Consider the following 15,420-nt stretch of genomic DNA (forward strand, 5'->3'; position numbering starts at 1 on the left):
TCATCCCAGGCTCAACGCCGGGGGCTCGAACCGTGCCGGCGCATGCGCCAGCGCGGGCGTCTCGCCCAGCGGCAAGCGCACGGTGAGCTCGAAGCCGCGACCGGCCCCACTCTCCACCGTCACGCTGCCGCCGAACTCCACCAGCCGCTCACGCATGCCCGACAGGCCATTGCCGGGCGCGACGTCGGCGGCGCCGCGACCGTCGTCGCGCGCGTGCAACCCGAGCAGGTCGGTTTCCGCATAGGCGAAATGCAGCCACAGGTTGCGCGCGTTGGCGTGCTTGGCCGCATTGGTGATGATTTCCTGCGCACAGCGCAGCAGCACCTGCGCGCGCAGCGGATCCTCCACGCTGAAACGGGGTGGCGTGGTCACGTGAACGGCCAATCCGGGCACGCCCTCGACCAGGCTGCGCAGCGCCTGGGTCAGGTCGATGGCATCGTCCTGGCGCAATTCGCTGACCGCCTCGCGCACATCGGCCAGCAGATGCTTGGCCGTGGCCTGGGCCTTGCCGACGTGTTCGGCCGCCGCCGGGTTGACCAGGTGGCTGGCCACTTCAAGATTCAGGCTCAACGCGGTCAGATGGTGGCCGATCAGGTCATGCAGGTCGCGCGCGATGCGCATGCGCTCGGCGATGCGGGTGGACTCGGCCAGCAGCGCGCGGGTAGCGCGCAGCTCGGAATTGAGCCGGCGCTGCGCCTCGCGCTCCTCGGTCTGCTGGCGCGCCACCAGCGAGGTGAAGAAGGCCAGCGCGGACATGCCCAGGTACATGCACACCTGCAGCAGCGCGGTGGGAATCGTCCAGCCCATGTAGCTGGAGATCACCGGGATCAGCATCAGGTTCTGCCCCAGCATCCACACCAGCCCGACCGCCACCGGCAACTGCCACGGCAGCACCACCGAAATCACCACCATCAGCATCGCGGAGAGACCGCTGCGGCTGGCCCAGCCCATGATGATGGCCGAACCGGTCAGCACCACCAGCCCGCACAGGCGGACGAGCTGCGCGCGACCGCCCTGCGCGGTCATGCCGTCGCGGCTGGTCAGGGCCAGGTAGGTCAGTGCAAAAACCAGGTTCGAGGCAATGCAGACCCAGGGCGAACGCACCCCCGCGCCGATCCCCCAGCTGCTCGGCAACAACTGCAGCAGCGGCAACGACACGCAGACGCAGGTGAACAGGCCGGTATAGCGCAACAACCGGATGTGGCTGAAGTTGGTCCATGACATGCCGTGCATGATAGGCCCACGTCCCCCTCGCGCAATGCGCGGGAAGTCACCCCTGCCGAAAGCCATGCATGCCGGCGTTTTACAAACACTTAAGACCTCGCCCGAAGGGTTGCCTTGATCGGGTTGCCATACGGCAGGGCGCGGCCAGCCAGACCGCTGCGCCACGCACGACCACCTGACGACCCAGAACAAGGTAACGCAAGCCGTGGAGAGACTTTCACTGGCAGACTTCGAGCAGACCCCTCATGGCGCAGCGCGAGATGTGCCGAAAGGGTGCGCATGGCATAATGCCGCTATTGCCGGGTCGAGCCTTGGCCCTGTCCTTGAAACATTTTCCATAGCGGAGCAACGCATGGCTCTTGCCATCCGCGACGTGCATGAGCACGAACTGGATGCCGTGCTGGCAATCAACAACGCCGCCGGCCGCAGCATCCTCTCTCTGGACAAGGCGCAACTGCGCTACTTTTTCGAACATGCCGACTACTTCCGCGTGGCCGAAATCGACGGTCACCTGGCCGGGTTCCTGATTGCCCTGCGCGAGGGCAGCGACTACGCCAGCGCCAACTACCGCTGGTTCTGCGAGCACTATCCGCAGTTCGTCTACATCGACCGCATCGTGATCGCCAGCACCTACCATCGCCATGGCCTGGGTCGCATCTTCTATTGCGACGTCAACAGCTTTGCCGAGGTTCGCGTGCCGCTGCTCGCTTGCGAGGTGTTTCTGGAACCGCGCGACGACGTGGTGGTGCTGTTCCACGGCACCTACGGCTTCCAGGAAGTCGGCCAGCAGCGCACCACGCCCGAGAGCCGGCAGGTCAGCCTGCTGGCCAAGGAACTGCCCAGTTACGCCTACGTGCGCGATACCTATCTGGAACATGGCGGCCTGCCCCAGCTGCCGTGGCTGGCCGGTCGCCAGTTGTCGCCCGCACACCCCGTCCAGCCACGCCGCCTCGCCGGAGAGCGGCACCAGTGAATGCACGCATGACATCCAGTCGAACAACGAACAGCGAAGAGGCCTGCGACCTGCGTTTCGGTCAGGTCGGTATGGCCTGCGTGCGCGTGCGTCGCGCCGATGCCGCAGCGCTCTGCGAAGAGCTTGAGCGCCGCGTGCACAGCGCCCCGCAACTGTTCGCGCGCGCCGCCGTGGTGCTCGACCTCAGCCATTTCCTCGACCTGCCCGACGACGGCACCGTGGATGCCCTGCTCGAAGCCGTGCGCAGCGCCGGCATGCTGCCGGTGGGTCTGGCCTATGGCACCAGCGAAACCGAAGCCCTGGCCAAGCGCATGGGCCTGCCGCTGATCGCCAAGTTCCGTGCCGCCTACGAGCCGGCCAACGGTGGCAGCGTGGCCCCGCCCGCTGCCGCGGAGCCCGCACCGCGTGCCGCCGAACCGCCACCGCGCGAGCCGATCCTCGCCGAGCCCGCGCCCGGTCAGGCGCAGGGCTCCATGCACCATGACGGCGCGGTGCGTTCCGGCCAGCAGATCTACGCCCGCGACCGCGACCTGGTGATCACCGGCACCGTCGCCAACGGCGCCGAAGTGATCGCCGATGGCGACATCCACATTTACGGTGGCCTGCGTGGTCGCGCGATGGCGGGCGCCCAGGGCGACACCCGGGCGCGCATCTTCGTTTCCGACTTCCGCGCCGAACTGGTGGCCATCGCCGGTCATTACCGCGTATTTGAACAGATACCGAACGACCTGGAAGGGCAATCCGTGCGATGCTGGCTCGAAGGCGACAAACTGTTGATCGCCCGGCTGTGACGGCGACCCGCCACGACCACCCCATTACAAAAACAACATTTTTCACGGAGATGCGCCCTTGACTGCTGAGATTATCGTTGTCACTTCCGGCAAAGGCGGCGTCGGCAAGACGACGACCAGTGCCTCGCTGGCCACCGGCCTGGCGATCGCCGGCAAGAAAGTCGCAGTGATCGACTTCGACGTCGGCTTGCGCAACCTCGACCTGATCATGGGCTGCGAGCGCCGCGTGGTGTACGACTTCATCAACGTCGTGCAGGGCGAAGCCACGCTGAAGCAGGCGCTGATCAAGGACAAGCGGCACGACAACCTCTACGTGCTGGCCGCCAGCCAGACCCGCGACAAGGACGCGCTGACCCAGGAAGGCGTCGAGAAGGTGCTCGACGGGCTGTCCGAGGAAGGCTTCGACTACGTCGTCTGCGATTCGCCCGCCGGCATCGAAAAGGGCGCCCACCTGGCCATGTATTTCGCCGACCACGCCGTGGTGGTGGTGAACCCGGAAGTGTCCTCGGTGCGCGATTCCGACCGCATCCTCGGCCTGCTTTCCAGCAAGACCCGCCGTGCCGAGCGCGGCGAGGGCGCGATCACCCAGCACCTGCTGCTGACCCGTTACAACCCGGCCCGTGTCGAAGCTGGCGAAATGCTCAGCGTGAAGGACGTCGAGGACATCCTCGGCATCAGCGTGGTCGGCGTCATTCCCGAATCGGAAAACGTGCTGGCCGCCTCCAACTCGGGCGTGCCGGTAATTCTCGACGCCAATTCGCTCGCCGGCCAGGCCTACAGCGACACCGTGGCCCGCGTGCTTGGCGAAGACCGCCCGTTGCGTTTCATCGACGCACCCAAGAAGGGCTTCTTCCAGCGCGTGTTCGGAGGTTGATCACGATGGGCATTCTCGATTTCCTCAAGCGCAAGCCGGAACCGACCGCCACCGTGGCCAAGGAACGCCTGCGCATCATCGTGGCGCAGGAGCGCTCCACCCGCGGCGCGCCGGATTACCTGCCGATGATGCGCAACGAGCTGCTCGAAGTGATCAAGAAATACGTTCACGTCGACCTCGATGCGATCAACATCAATTTCGAGCGCGACAGCGGCCACGAAGTGCTGGAGCTTTCCGTCGCCCTGCCGGACGGCAAGGCGTCCGCCACCCCGGCCGCCTGAGCGGAAACATTCGCGGCTCGCACCCGCGCGCCGCTTTTTTCTCGTCATTCCGGCGCAGGCCGGAATGACGGCTCCGCAGACGGCGACCACAACCTGGTTTTCAGATTGCGTCGACCATGCCGCTCCAGCTGATGCCAGATGACTTGCGTGCCCCATGATCTCGCCCGATCCTTCCACACTGGTGCTCCGCCTCGCCGATATCGGCGATGAAGCGCCCGCCGCCCTGCTCGCCCGGTACGGGCTGACGCTGCAGCACGTGGCCGATGGCGAACCGATTCCCGGCAGTTACTGGGGCGATGAGGAAGCCGGCATCATCGGCTGCACCGTGCATGCCCGCGCGGACACGCCGGTGCATTCACTGCTGCACGAGGCCTGTCACCTGATCGTGTTGCCTTCGGAGCGGCGCGCACAGGTACATACCGACGCCACCGACTCGGTCGAGGAAGAAGACGCCACCTGCTACCTGCAGATCGTTCTGGCCGACAAATTGCCCGGCGTGGGCCGCCACCGGCTGATGGCCGACATGGATGCCTGGGGCTACACGTTCCGACTCGGCTCCACCCGCGCCTGGTTCGAGCAGGACGCCGAGAATGCGCGGGCCTTCCTGGCCGAACGCAAACTGCTCTGACCCACGAGCGTGGCCGGCAAGGGCATCTGATGCCCCATCCATCCCCGGCGCAAGCCGCGAATCGCTAGAATGTGCCCGAATCAATCGGGGCATGTCCTGACCGACGCTGAATATCCCGTCATATGCAAAGCGAAAATCACCTCGCTCGTCGTGGCGCGCGGCCTTCGCGCCATCCACCCCTGACTGGTTTGGACATGTCCAGAAGCTCCGTTTTGCCGCCCGGTATCCACACGCTGCGCCGCCGCCTCGCCAATCGCCTGACCCGGCTGCTTCTGGGGCGCTCACCGGAAGCGGTATCGACACCGCTTCCGACCACGGGCATCTATCGCATCCTGATCTGCCACACCAGCCACAGCCTGGGCAACACGCTGCTGCTCACGCCTCTGCTGCAGGAGCTTGAGCAGACCTACCCCGCGGCCGAAATCGACATCCTCACGCGCAGTCCGGTGGCGCAAGATATCTACGGGCATTACTTCAACCTGCGCCGGTTGCTGCCCATGCCCGCCCACGCCGTGGGCCACCCATGGCAGGCTATGCGCAACTTGCGCCGCATGCGCGCGGTTCATTACGACCTGGCCATCGATCCCGAGCCGCAGTCGCAGACGTCCCGGCTGCTGCTGCGACTCGCCCACGCCACCTGGAAGCTGGGTTTCAACGGGCCACGCAAGCAGGGGCATGTCACGCACGACGTGGCCATACCCGGGGACCTGTCGAGCAAGGGCCGCCTCCCGGTCTATCTGTTGCGCACGGCATCGGGGCGCAGCGACGCCGCCTATCCCCCGCCGGACCTCCGGCTCAGTGCGCTGGAGAAGTCGGAAGGGCGCCTGGCGCTCGAACGCGTGCTCGCCGCACACCAGGTGCCGCGCAAGCGTGGCGTGATCGGCATTTTCGCCAACGCCACCGGTCCCAAGCTGATGCCGCCGGCATGGTGGGATGCATTCCTGCTCGCGCTGGAGCCCATCCGCGAGCACTTCTCATTGCTGGAAATCGTGCCGGCTTCCGGCCAGTCGATGCTCGGCTCTCGTTACCCGGCCTATTACTCCAGCGACTTGCGCAAGCTGGCCAGCATGCTGACCAGTCTCGACGCCCTGATCACCCTCGACGCCGGCGTCATGCACCTGGCCTGCGCCTCGCCCGTGCCAACGCTGAGCATTTTCACCGTCACCAGTACCGCCGAATGGGGACCGTACGGCAAGCACGACATCATCGTGCAGGCTCTTGATCGCCCACCAGCCCGGGTCGCGGAAGATGTCCTTGCCGCTTGCATGGCGCGTACATCGTCAGCCTGAAGCGCCCGCGCGGGCTCGATCACGCGATGTTCCGGGCCGAGTCTGCATGACACCGCCACACGCGAGTCTCTTTGGCCAAGCGCGGTGTCGTGGGATGGCACGTCGAATGGCGCCGGCTCAATCCTGTGCGAACAATCGCTGCGCGTCCGCGTGGCCCAGCGTTGATTCGAGGCGATCGAAACCGCCACTTGAACGCACCGCTTGCGCCGCTACATCCGCCGCGCCGAGTGCAATCGTGGCCAGTCGCGTGGCCATGCTGACCCGGGCCACGCCGATCCGCGCCAATTCTTCCAATCCAGGCAAGCCGGGCCGGGCGCCGACATTCACCGGCGCATCCAGCTCACGCACGAAGGCCTCCAGCACAGCGATATCACCCAGGCCGATCGGGTAGACGCAGTCGGCGCCCGCCGCCAGATAGGCGCGAGCGCGGTTGACCGCGTCGGCGAAGCGCGCGGCATCATCCTTGGCGGGCCGTATCCACGCATCCACCCGCGCGTTGATGACGATCGGCACGCCCGCATCGGCACCTGCGACTCGTGCCGCCGCGATCCGCGCTGCTGCACCGGCCACGTCACGCAAGCCGCCATGCAGGCTGTCCTCCAGATTGATGCCGACGGCACCGGCCTCGATCACCGCGCGCACGGTCTCGCCCACTGCCGCGGACGTTTCGCCGTAACCGGCCTCGATATCGGCCGTCACCGGCAACGCGGTCACTCGCGCGATTCGCGCAATCGCCGCCAGCACCTCATCCAGCGGCGCCTGTTCGCCATCGGCATAACCGAGCGACCAGGCCACGCCGCCGCTGGTGGTGGCAATCGCCGCGAAGCCGCGGCTCGCGAACAGCCGTGCGCTGCCGGCGTCCCATGCGTTCGGCAACAGCAACACGCCAGACCGATCGTGCATCTTGCGGAATGCCTGCGCCTTGGCGACCTGCTGCTGGCTCGTGGTCATGTAGCACCCTTGCTGATGAAAGCAGCAGCGTACTCCGCACCTGCGCGCACCGAAAAGCCGGGCTCCCCACGCACGCAGCATTGACGACAGCCCGCCTTCTTCCGCTAGCATGGCGGGAAAGGAGATGGCATGCCTCCGGTTCCACCTCGGAACAAACCGCCCCGATGTCATCAAACAGGGGCTGATGATGCCTGCACCACCGGTTTCCGGCGGCGCAGGCGTGCCTGTCGCCGCGAACACAACGTTTCGCAGACAGGAGATCTACCCTCGTGACCCTCGCTGGATTCCTTGCCGTCGGCTTCGGCGGTGCCATCGGTTGCTGGATGCGCTGGATGCTCGGCATCGCACTCAACCCGATGTTTCCCACCCTGCCGCTGGGCACGCTTGCGGCCAACCTGCTCGGCGGCCTGATCATGGGCTGCATGATGGGCATCTTCACGCACTTCCAGGCACTGCCACGTGAGCTGCAATTGTTCGTGATGACCGGTTTCCTGGGCGGCCTGACCACCTTCTCCACCTTCTCGGCCGAAGCCAACACGCTGCTGTTGCGCCAGCAATACCTGTGGTTCGGCACGCATGTCGCGGTGCACCTGGTCGGCACCCTCGGCATGACGATGCTCGGCCTGTTCCTTACCCGCGGCCTGCTGCGCCACTGATCGATGGAGACACGTGCAATGACCCGGGAAAATCTGATTGACGGCGTGCACCTGCGCTTCTACACGCACGCGCACACCAAGCACGACGGCATGCTGCTGTCCGAATGGTTGCTGGAGCAGGCCAAACGCCACAAGCTGGGTGGCGGCTCGGTATTCCGTGCCGTCGCCGGCTTCGGCCGCCACGGTGTGCTGCACGAGGAAGCCTTCTTCGAACTGGCCGGCGATCTGCCGGTGAAGGTGGAGTTCCTGCTTCACGAAAGCGAGGCGGAAACCCTGCTTCAATTGGTTCGCGAAGCGGGCGTGGAACTGGTCTACGCACGCATGCCGATCCGTTTTGGCGTACTTGGCAAGGAGACATGAACACGATGAGCCAGGATTCCCTGAAGCACCGCGCCATCGAGCTGCTGCAACACGCCGGCATCCACCTCGACGGCGATGCACCCACCGATATCCGCGTGCACGACGAACGCCTCTATGCGCGCGTGTTCGCCCACGGTTCGCTGGGCCTTGGCGAGGCTTACATGGACGGCTGGTGGAGCGTGCCCGACCTTCCCGGCTTCATGACGCGGCTGCTTTCCTCGCACCTGGACGAGCACCTGAAGACGCTCGACACCTTGCTGGCGCACCTCAAGGCGCGCTTCGTCAACCTGCAGCGCGGCGAGCACGCGTTCGAGATCGGCAAGGCCCATTACGATCTCGGCAACGACCTGTTCAAGGCCATGCTCGGCAAGCGGCTGGTGTACTCGTGCGGTTACTGGGCCAACGCGGACAACGTGGACGACGCCCAGGAAGCCAAGCTCGACCTGGTCTGTCGCAAGCTGCAGCTGAAGCCGGGCCAGCGTGTACTCGACATCGGCTGCGGCTGGGGCGAGGCGCTGAAATACGCGGCGGAGAAATACGGCGTCAGCGGCGTCGGCGTCACCGTGTCGCAGGAGCAGGCCGAATTCGCGCGCGAGCTGTGCAAGGGCCTGCCGATCGAGATCCGCCTGCAGGATTACCACGAACTGGACGAACGTTTCGACGCGATCATGTCGATCGGCATGTTCGAACACGTCGGCGGCAAGAATTACCGCAGCTATTTCGAGGTGGCGCGGCGTTGCCTGCCCGATGACGGCCTGTTCCTGCTGCATTGCATCGGCAGCAACGGCGCCCCGGCGCAACCCGATCCGTGGATCGAGAAATACATCTTCCCGAACTCGATGATCCCCGCCGCCAGCCAGGTCACCGCCACGCTGGAAGGCCTGTTCGTGGTCGAGGACTGGCACAACTTCGGCGCCGACTACGACCGCACGCTGACCGCCTGGCATGCCAACTTCGATGCGGCGTGGCCGGAACTGTCGAAAAGCTACGACGCACGCTTCCAGCGCATGTGGCACTTCTACCTGGCCTGTTCCGCCGCGGTGTTCCGCACCCGTCGCGACCAGCTGTGGCAGCTCACCCTGTGCCCGCGCGGCGTGCCGGGCGGCTACCGCGTGCCGCGTTGACGCGGCGGGTGCGCTTTCGCGGATTGATCCTCGCACTGCTGCTGGGCGCCAGCGGCAGCGCGCTGGCACATCCCGCGCTATGGGTGGTGAAGGATGCCGACACCACCATCTATCTGTTCGGCACCGTGCATCTGCTGCCGAACGACGTCGACTGGCATTTCCCTGCGCTCGACCAGGCGCTGGAACAGAGCCAGTCGCTGTACGTCGAGATCACCGACGACGAGCCCGCCCACATGACCACACTGGTCATGCGCTACGGCATCGACCCGGCCCATCCGCTGTCCGGCCTGCTCACACGCAAGGAAAACGCCGCACTGGACGCTGCGGCGATAACCGCTGGCGTGCCGGGCGGAAGCGCGGCGTTGAACGTCATGCGACCGTGGCTGGCCGCGCTGACGCTGACGGTAGCGCCGCTGCTGAAAGCCGGACTCGATCCCGCGCATGGCGTGGACAAGCAGATCAAGGCGCAAATGGAGAAAGCCGGCAAACCGGTGCACGGGCTGGAAACCGCCGAGCAACAGATCCGCTTCCTCGCCGACATGCCTCCGGCGATGCAACTGTCGTTCCTGCGCCAGACCCTGCGCGATACGGAGAACGCCCAAGCCGAGCTGACGGCGCTGATCGACGCCTGGAAAAACGGCGACACCGCCCGACTCGCCCAGCTGGAAAACGAGGACATGCAGCAGTACTCGCCACGGCTCTACCGCACGCTGATCGTCAAGCGCGACAAGGCCTGGGCCGGCAAGATCGCCACCTTGCTGAAAACGCCGGGTACCGTGTTCATCGCGGTCGGCGCCGCCCACCTGGCCGGACCGGACAGCGTACAGGCCGAGCTGAAGAAGATGGACATCAACGCCGCCCGCCTGTAGGAACGCACCGTGTGCGCGACGCTTTTGCTCTTCAGCCCCATGGGTAACCGGAAAGAGCAAAAAGCCTCGCGCACACGGTGCGCTCCTACAAGAACGGGCGGCTTTCTGGCACCATCGTCCGGCTGCCCGCGCGGATTGCGCAGGCTCTTGGACTGACGTAACCGAATGAACCTGCAAGCCAATTACGAACAAATCCCGCTGAAGGAATACGCCGAGCGGGCCTATCTCGACTATTCCATGTACGTGGTGCTGGATCGCGCCCTGCCCTTCGTGGGCGACGGCCTGAAGCCGGTGCAGCGACGCATCATCTACGCGATGAGCGAGCTGGGCCTGAACGCCACTGCCAAGCCGAAGAAATCCGCGCGCACCATCGGCGACGTGATCGGCAAATTCCACCCGCACGGCGACAGTTCCAGCTACGAAGCCATGGTGCTGATGGCACAGCCGTTCTCGTACCGCTACCCGCTGGTCAACGGCCAGGGCAACTTCGGCTCGCCGGACGACCCGAAGAGCTTCGCGGCGATGCGCTACACCGAGTCCAAGCTCAGCCCGATCGCCGAAGCCCTGCTGGGCGAACTGGGCCAGGGTACGGTCGACTGGGTGCCGAACTTCGACGGCACGCTGGAAGAACCCAGCTGGCTGCCGGCGCGCGTGCCGCACGTGCTGCTGAACGGCTCGATGGGCATTGCCGTGGGCATGGCCACCGACATTCCGCCGCACAACCTGCGCGAAGTGGTCACCGCCTGCATCCGCCTGCTCGATGATCCCGCCGCCAGCGTGGCTGACCTGTGCGAACACGTGCTGGGTCCGGACTACCCCACCGCGGCCGAGATCATCACGCCGCGCAAGGAGTTGCTGTCGATCTACACCACCGGTGCCGGCTCGCTGCGCGCCCGCGCCATCTACCAGCACGAGGATGGCAACACCGTCATCACCGCGCTGCCGCACCAGGTCAGCCCGTCCAAGGTACTCGAGCAGATCGCCGCGCAGATGCGTGCGAAGAAACTGCCGATGATCGAGGACCTGCGCGACGAGTCCGACCACGAAAACCCGACTCGCCTGGTGATCGTGCCGCGCTCCAGCCGCGTCGACGCGGACGAGATGATGCAGCACCTGTTCGCCACCACCGACCTGGAAAAGAGTTTCCGCGTCAATCTCAACATGATCGGTCTGGATGGCCGCCCGCAGGTGAAGGATCTCAAGCGCATCCTCACCGAATGGCTGAGCTTCCGCACCGACACCGTCACCCGCCGTCTCAACCACCGCCTGGTCAAGGTCGAGCGCCGCCTGCACCTCCTGGAAGGCCTGCGCATCGCGTATCTGAACCTCGACGAGGTGATCCGTATCGTCCGCACCGAGGACGAGCCCAAGCCGGTGCTGATGGCGCGCTTCAGGCTCAGTGACGAACAGACCGACTACATCCTCGAGACCAAGCTGCGCCAGTTGGCGCGGCTGGAGGAAATGAAGATCACGGCCGAGGCCAGCCAGCTCGAAGAGGAGCGCGCGCGCATCAACGTGCTGCTGAAATCACCGGCCAAGCTCAAGGGCCTGATCAAGGAAGAGCTGCGCGCCGACGCGGCGAAGTTCGGTGACGACCGCCGCTCGCCGCTGGTCGAACGCGAAGTGGCGCAGGCGCTGGACGAAAGCGCGCTGGTGGCCAGCGAACCGGTCACCGTGGTGCTGAGCCAGAAGGGCTGGATCCGTGCCGCCAAGGGTCATGACGTGGACGCCGAAGGCCTCAGCTATCGCGAAGGCGACGGCCTGCTGGCCGCGGTGAAAGCGCGCACCACGCAACAGGCGGTGGTGATCGACTCCACCGGCCGCAGCTACTCCACGCCCGCGCATACCCTGCCGTCCGCACGCGGCAATGGCGAGCCGCTGACCGGTCGCTTCAGCCCCGCCGCCGGCGCCAGTTTCGACGCGCTGGTCGCCGGCGACAACGATACCAAGCTGATCCTTGCCACCGACTTCGGCTACGGCTTCGTCACCCGCTTCGAGGCGCTCACCGGCCGCAACAAGGCCGGCAAGCAGGCCATCAACCTGCCTGACGGCGCAAGGATTCTCGCGCCGCAAATCACTGCCGATCCGGCGCGCGATCGCATCGTGGTGGTCACCAGCGAAGGCCACCTGCTGATGTTCTCGGTGGCCGAGCTGCCGGAACTGGACAAGGGCAAGGGCAACAAGCTGATCGAGATTCCCAAGGCCAAGCTGACCAGCGGCGACGAACGCGTAGCCGGCGTGGCCGTGGTCAGCGAAGGCAAAGGCGAAGTCACGATGTATGCCGGCGCGCGCAAACTCACGCTGAAATGGGCCGACCTGGTCGAATACGGCGGCAATCGCGCCACCCGCGGCGGCCTGCTGCCACGCGGCCTGCGCCGGGTGGAACGGATCGAGACCACGGGCTGACGCGCTGCAGGCATCACGATGCCTGCGGCAGGAGCGGCTTCAGCTGCGATGTCGCGGCCTTCAAGCAGCAGCGACGCATTGGGAAATTTCGAACAAGCGCTTTTTTTGCTCGTCATCCCGGCTTTCGCCGGGATGACGCAAATTGCGAAGCCTTTCGATGTTCCCATCGCGGCTGAAGCCGCGCCTGCCGCGACCGATACGTCTCCGGTGTACGCTCGGCCTCTGGAACTTCCGTCCGCCGCGCCTTTCCAACAAGGATGTGCACGCTGTCGTTCCCTCGCGCGTTGACACACCCAGTCCCCGGAGTCTCTCCATGAACATCACGCGCCCGCTCCTGACCTTCGCCGCCAGCCTGCTGGCCGCTTCCGCCATGGCGCAAACCAGCACCAAGCCGCTGAATCTCAAGCTGCCACCCAACAGCCTGCCCGCCGCCAGCAGCACCGCTGCACCGCCTGCCAGCGGCAGCACAACCAGCACGACCGCCAAGCCGGTCAGTCCAACCAGCCGCTCCCCCGGCGTCTACTACGGCGACACCAGCGGCCGCATGGGCAATACCGAGGAAACCGCCCGCACCCAATCTGACTGCGACGATTCCACCTACAACCAGCCGCAGGTCCACGGCAGCGTCGGCATGGGCGTGGTCGGTGGCAGCCACTTCAGCGGCAACTACCAGACCGGCACGGTCAACATCAGCCGGGCCTTCGGCAGCTGCGACGATCCCCATGGCGGCGTCAGCATTTCCATCGGCGGCGGCACCGGGCATTTCCACGGCCACTGAGCAACTCGCCCCATCCTGAACTCGCGGGACGGCATGGGGTGGCGCGGCAGCTTCGCCACACACGCCGCTATCATGTTGCCAACGTCCGTCACTGAAGGACTCGCAACATCATGCACGGCGAATACAAGATGCCCGGCGGCAAGCTGGTGGTGATCGATCTCGATGTCCGTGAAGACCACCTGGCCCATGTGCAGCTGAGTGGCGACTTCTTCCTCGAACCCGATCAGGCGCTGCAAGCCATCAACCGCGCGCTCGAAGGCCGCTCCATCGAGCTCGACGATGACGCGCTGGCCGACGTCGTGCGTGACGCATTGCCCCCGGGCACCGTGATGTACGGCATCTCGCCCGAGGCCATCGCGGTGGCCGTGCGCCGCGCTCTGCTCGCGGAGGCCAGCTGATGCGTACGACATGGCACGACCACGACTGGCAACTGATTCACGAGGCCCCGCAGGCACCGACCCTGCACATGGCACTGGACGAAGCGCTGACCGACGCCGTGGCCAGCGGCCAGCGCCCGCCCACGTTGCGCATCTGGGAATGGGCGTCGCCGGCGGTGGTGATCGGCCGCTTCCAGTCGCTGCGCAACGAGGTGGACAGCGACGCCGCGCAACACCACGGCATCGAGGTCGTGCGACGCATCAGTGGCGGCGGCGCGATGTTCATCGAACCCGGCAACACCATCACCTATTCGCTGTACGCACCGACGTCGCTGGTCGAAGGCCTGACCTTCCAGGAATCCTACGCACTGATGGACAGCTGGGTGCTTGAAGCGCTGGGCGAACTGGGTATCCGCGCGTGGTACCAGCCGCTCAACGACATCACCTCCGAAGCGGGCAAGATCGGCGGCGCGGCGCAGACCCGCCGTGGCGGCGCGGTACTGCATCACGTCACCATGGCCTACGACATCGACGCGGCGAAAATGCTGCAGGTGTTGCGCATCGGCCGCGAGAAGCTTTCCGACAAAGGCACGCAAAGCGCAGCCAAGCGCGTGGACCCGCTGCGCAGCCAGACCGGCCTGCCCCGCGAAGCCGTCATCGCCCGCATGGTCGACACCTTCCGCCGCCTGCACGGCCTCGCCGACGATCGCCTGCATGACGATGAACTGGCGCACGCGCAGAAGCTCGTGCGCGACAAGTTCGGCACGATGCCATGGCTTCTCGATGTGCCCTGAAAACCCGAGGCCAAGTGTAGGAGCGCACCCTGTGCGCGAAATGGTTTTCGCCAGACACCGACAAAAGCATTCGCGCACAGGGTGCGCTCCTACACCATGGTTTTTGCCGTCAGCAACGGCAGGATGTGGTGGAAGCTCAACTGCGCCACCGGCACATCAGGTACCGCAGGATCGACCCAGCGCAGCTCTTCGATTTCGGCACGCGGTTGCGGCTCGCCATCCACATCCACCACGTAGATCCGCCCCTCGACGACATGACCGCGCTCGTTCGCCGCAGGTGCCTCGGCCTGGCACAGAAAGCGCACCGAGTCCGTACGCAGTCGGCAACCCAGTTCCTCGTCCAGCTCACGTGCCAGCGTGGCGAGATCGTCGACATCGCCGGGATCACGCTTGCCACCGGGTTGCTGGAACACTTCGGCACCGCGCTTGCGCACCAGCAGCACGCGCCCAGTCGCATCGCGGATCACCGCCGCAACGATGCGAATGCGCAGCGCGTCATCCAGCGGGTTCACAGCCGCGTGCACGACCACGACTGCAGGCGTCCGTTCTTGTATGGCATCACGCCGTGGAACGGGCGCGGATCGTCGTCGAACACCAGCGGCAGGAAATGCCGGTCGCCTTCCCACATCGGCAGGTCCATCAGCTTCTCGCGCGGCACCCACTCCAGCGTGCCTTCGTGGTTGCCGCCGTGCGATTGGCCACTGAAACGGTCGATCAGGAAGATGAAGCCCAGCCAGTCCTCGCCCTGCTTGCCGAAACCGGGCCAGTTGAGCGTGCCGCGCAGGGACATCGATTCGCATTCGATACCGGCTTCCTCGCGAATCTCGCGACGCATGCATTCGGCGATGTCCTCGCCCGGCTCCATCTTGCCGCCAAGGCCGTTGTACTTGCCCAGGTGCTGGTCGTCCGGGCGCGCATTGCGATGGATCATCAGCACCTGCCGGCGATCCGGCGAAAGCACGTAACCGAGCGTGGCGACTATCGGCGTGTAAGGCATGGCTCGAAACATGGCAGGAAAGCCGCAGTTTAAGGGCTGCGGGCTGAG

18 protein-coding genes and 1 riboswitch are annotated in these 15,420 nt (G+C 65.7%); of the genes, 14 read left to right on the plus strand and 4 right to left on the minus strand.

The features are described from left to right. Window positions 1-1,224, minus strand: coding sequence for a sensor histidine kinase (locus tag AB7849_RS00405; RefSeq protein ID WP_369500474.1), 1,224 nt, complete (start codon window positions 1,222-1,224; stop codon window positions 1-3). 352 nt (window positions 1,225-1,576) lie between these two features. Between AB7849_RS00405 and AB7849_RS00410 the strand changes: the two genes are divergently transcribed. From AB7849_RS00410 to AB7849_RS00435, 6 genes are all read left to right on the plus strand, one after another. Then, window positions 1,577-2,197 carry a GNAT family N-acetyltransferase gene (locus AB7849_RS00410; RefSeq protein WP_008213053.1) on the plus strand — a complete coding sequence of 207 codons (621 nt, stop codon included), beginning with the start codon at window positions 1,577-1,579 and terminating at the stop codon, window positions 2,195-2,197. Window positions 2,198-2,205: 8 nt separating this feature from the next. Continuing rightward, window positions 2,206-2,988 carry a septum site-determining protein MinC gene (minC, locus tag AB7849_RS00415; protein ID WP_147627747.1) on the plus strand — a complete coding sequence of 261 codons (783 nt, stop codon included), beginning with the start codon at window positions 2,206-2,208 and terminating at the stop codon, window positions 2,986-2,988. A 58-nt stretch (window positions 2,989-3,046) separates the two neighbouring features. Continuing rightward, window positions 3,047-3,862, plus strand: a complete 816-nt coding sequence (gene minD / locus AB7849_RS00420; RefSeq protein WP_008210853.1) for a septum site-determining protein MinD — start codon at window positions 3,047-3,049, stop codon at window positions 3,860-3,862. 5 nt (window positions 3,863-3,867) lie between these two features. Next, window positions 3,868-4,143 carry a cell division topological specificity factor MinE gene (gene minE / locus AB7849_RS00425; RefSeq protein ID WP_008210855.1) on the plus strand — a complete coding sequence of 92 codons (276 nt, stop codon included), beginning with the start codon at window positions 3,868-3,870 and terminating at the stop codon, window positions 4,141-4,143. 154 nt (window positions 4,144-4,297) lie between these two features. Continuing rightward, entirely contained in the window at window positions 4,298-4,771 is a 474-nt protein-coding gene (locus AB7849_RS00430) for a hypothetical protein (RefSeq protein ID WP_008210857.1), read from the plus strand. 194 nt (window positions 4,772-4,965) lie between these two features. Next, complete coding sequence (locus AB7849_RS00435; RefSeq protein ID WP_157618067.1) at window positions 4,966-6,060, plus strand: glycosyltransferase family 9 protein; 1,095 nt, start codon at window positions 4,966-4,968, stop codon at window positions 6,058-6,060. Window positions 6,061-6,177: 117 nt separating this feature from the next. Here the strand turns inward: AB7849_RS00435 and AB7849_RS00440 are convergent, their stop codons facing one another. Continuing rightward, window positions 6,178-7,011: an isocitrate lyase/PEP mutase family protein gene (locus AB7849_RS00440; RefSeq protein ID WP_008210860.1), complete on the minus strand. Its 834-nt coding sequence runs from the start codon at window positions 7,009-7,011 to the stop codon at window positions 6,178-6,180. 111 nt (window positions 7,012-7,122) lie between these two features. Further along, a riboswitch (Fluoride riboswitch) is annotated at window positions 7,123-7,212 on the plus strand. A gap of 68 nt (window positions 7,213-7,280) precedes the next feature. On the opposite strand from AB7849_RS00440, the gene crcB reads away from it, so the two are divergent. From crcB to AB7849_RS00480, 8 genes are all read left to right on the plus strand, one after another. Continuing rightward, a complete protein-coding gene (crcB, locus tag AB7849_RS00445; RefSeq protein ID WP_008210862.1) occupies window positions 7,281-7,667 on the plus strand; it encodes a fluoride efflux transporter CrcB in 387 nt (128 codons plus the stop codon). A gap of 18 nt (window positions 7,668-7,685) precedes the next feature. Beyond that, window positions 7,686-8,027 (plus strand): DUF190 domain-containing protein, encoded by a 342-nt coding sequence (locus tag AB7849_RS00450; RefSeq protein WP_008210864.1) that lies wholly within the window; start codon window positions 7,686-7,688, stop codon window positions 8,025-8,027. A gap of 5 nt (window positions 8,028-8,032) precedes the next feature. Then, window positions 8,033-9,151: a cyclopropane fatty acyl phospholipid synthase gene (gene cfa, locus AB7849_RS00455; RefSeq protein ID WP_008210866.1), complete on the plus strand. Its 1,119-nt coding sequence runs from the start codon at window positions 8,033-8,035 to the stop codon at window positions 9,149-9,151. Between the two features lie 23 nt (window positions 9,152-9,174). Then, window positions 9,175-10,020, plus strand: a complete 846-nt coding sequence (locus tag AB7849_RS00460; RefSeq protein WP_237711804.1) for a TraB/GumN family protein — start codon at window positions 9,175-9,177, stop codon at window positions 10,018-10,020. Window positions 10,021-10,185: 165 nt separating this feature from the next. Continuing rightward, window positions 10,186-12,426 carry a DNA topoisomerase IV subunit A gene (gene parC, locus AB7849_RS00465; RefSeq protein WP_008210869.1) on the plus strand — a complete coding sequence of 747 codons (2,241 nt, stop codon included), beginning with the start codon at window positions 10,186-10,188 and terminating at the stop codon, window positions 12,424-12,426. Window positions 12,427-12,739: 313 nt separating this feature from the next. Beyond that, window positions 12,740-13,204, plus strand: a complete 465-nt coding sequence (locus AB7849_RS00470; protein WP_008210871.1) for a hypothetical protein — start codon at window positions 12,740-12,742, stop codon at window positions 13,202-13,204. A 110-nt stretch (window positions 13,205-13,314) separates the two neighbouring features. Next, window positions 13,315-13,602: a hypothetical protein gene (locus AB7849_RS00475; RefSeq protein WP_008210872.1), complete on the plus strand. Its 288-nt coding sequence runs from the start codon at window positions 13,315-13,317 to the stop codon at window positions 13,600-13,602. Continuing rightward, complete coding sequence (locus tag AB7849_RS00480) at window positions 13,602-14,375, plus strand: lipoate--protein ligase family protein (protein ID WP_008210874.1); 774 nt, start codon at window positions 13,602-13,604, stop codon at window positions 14,373-14,375. Before AB7849_RS00475 ends, AB7849_RS00480 begins: the two co-directional genes overlap by 1 nt. Before the next feature lie 89 nt (window positions 14,376-14,464). On the opposite strand, the gene AB7849_RS00485 is transcribed toward AB7849_RS00480, so the two are convergent. Both AB7849_RS00485 and AB7849_RS00490 read right to left on the minus strand, forming a co-directional pair. Next, entirely contained in the window at window positions 14,465-14,899 is a 435-nt protein-coding gene (locus AB7849_RS00485) for an NUDIX hydrolase (protein WP_008210876.1), read from the minus strand. Continuing rightward, the gene (locus tag AB7849_RS00490) at window positions 14,884-15,372 is read right to left on the minus strand and encodes an NUDIX hydrolase (protein WP_008210878.1); all 489 of its coding nucleotides are present in this window, start codon (window positions 15,370-15,372) and stop codon (window positions 14,884-14,886) included. The genes AB7849_RS00485 and AB7849_RS00490 overlap by 16 nt, the downstream gene beginning before the upstream one ends. Window positions 15,373-15,420 lie beyond the last annotated feature (48 nt).

Source organism: Rhodanobacter sp. FW021-MT20 (genome assembly GCF_041107475.1).
GTDB classification, from domain to species: Bacteria; Pseudomonadota; Gammaproteobacteria; order Xanthomonadales; family Rhodanobacteraceae; genus Rhodanobacter_A; species Rhodanobacter_A glycinis.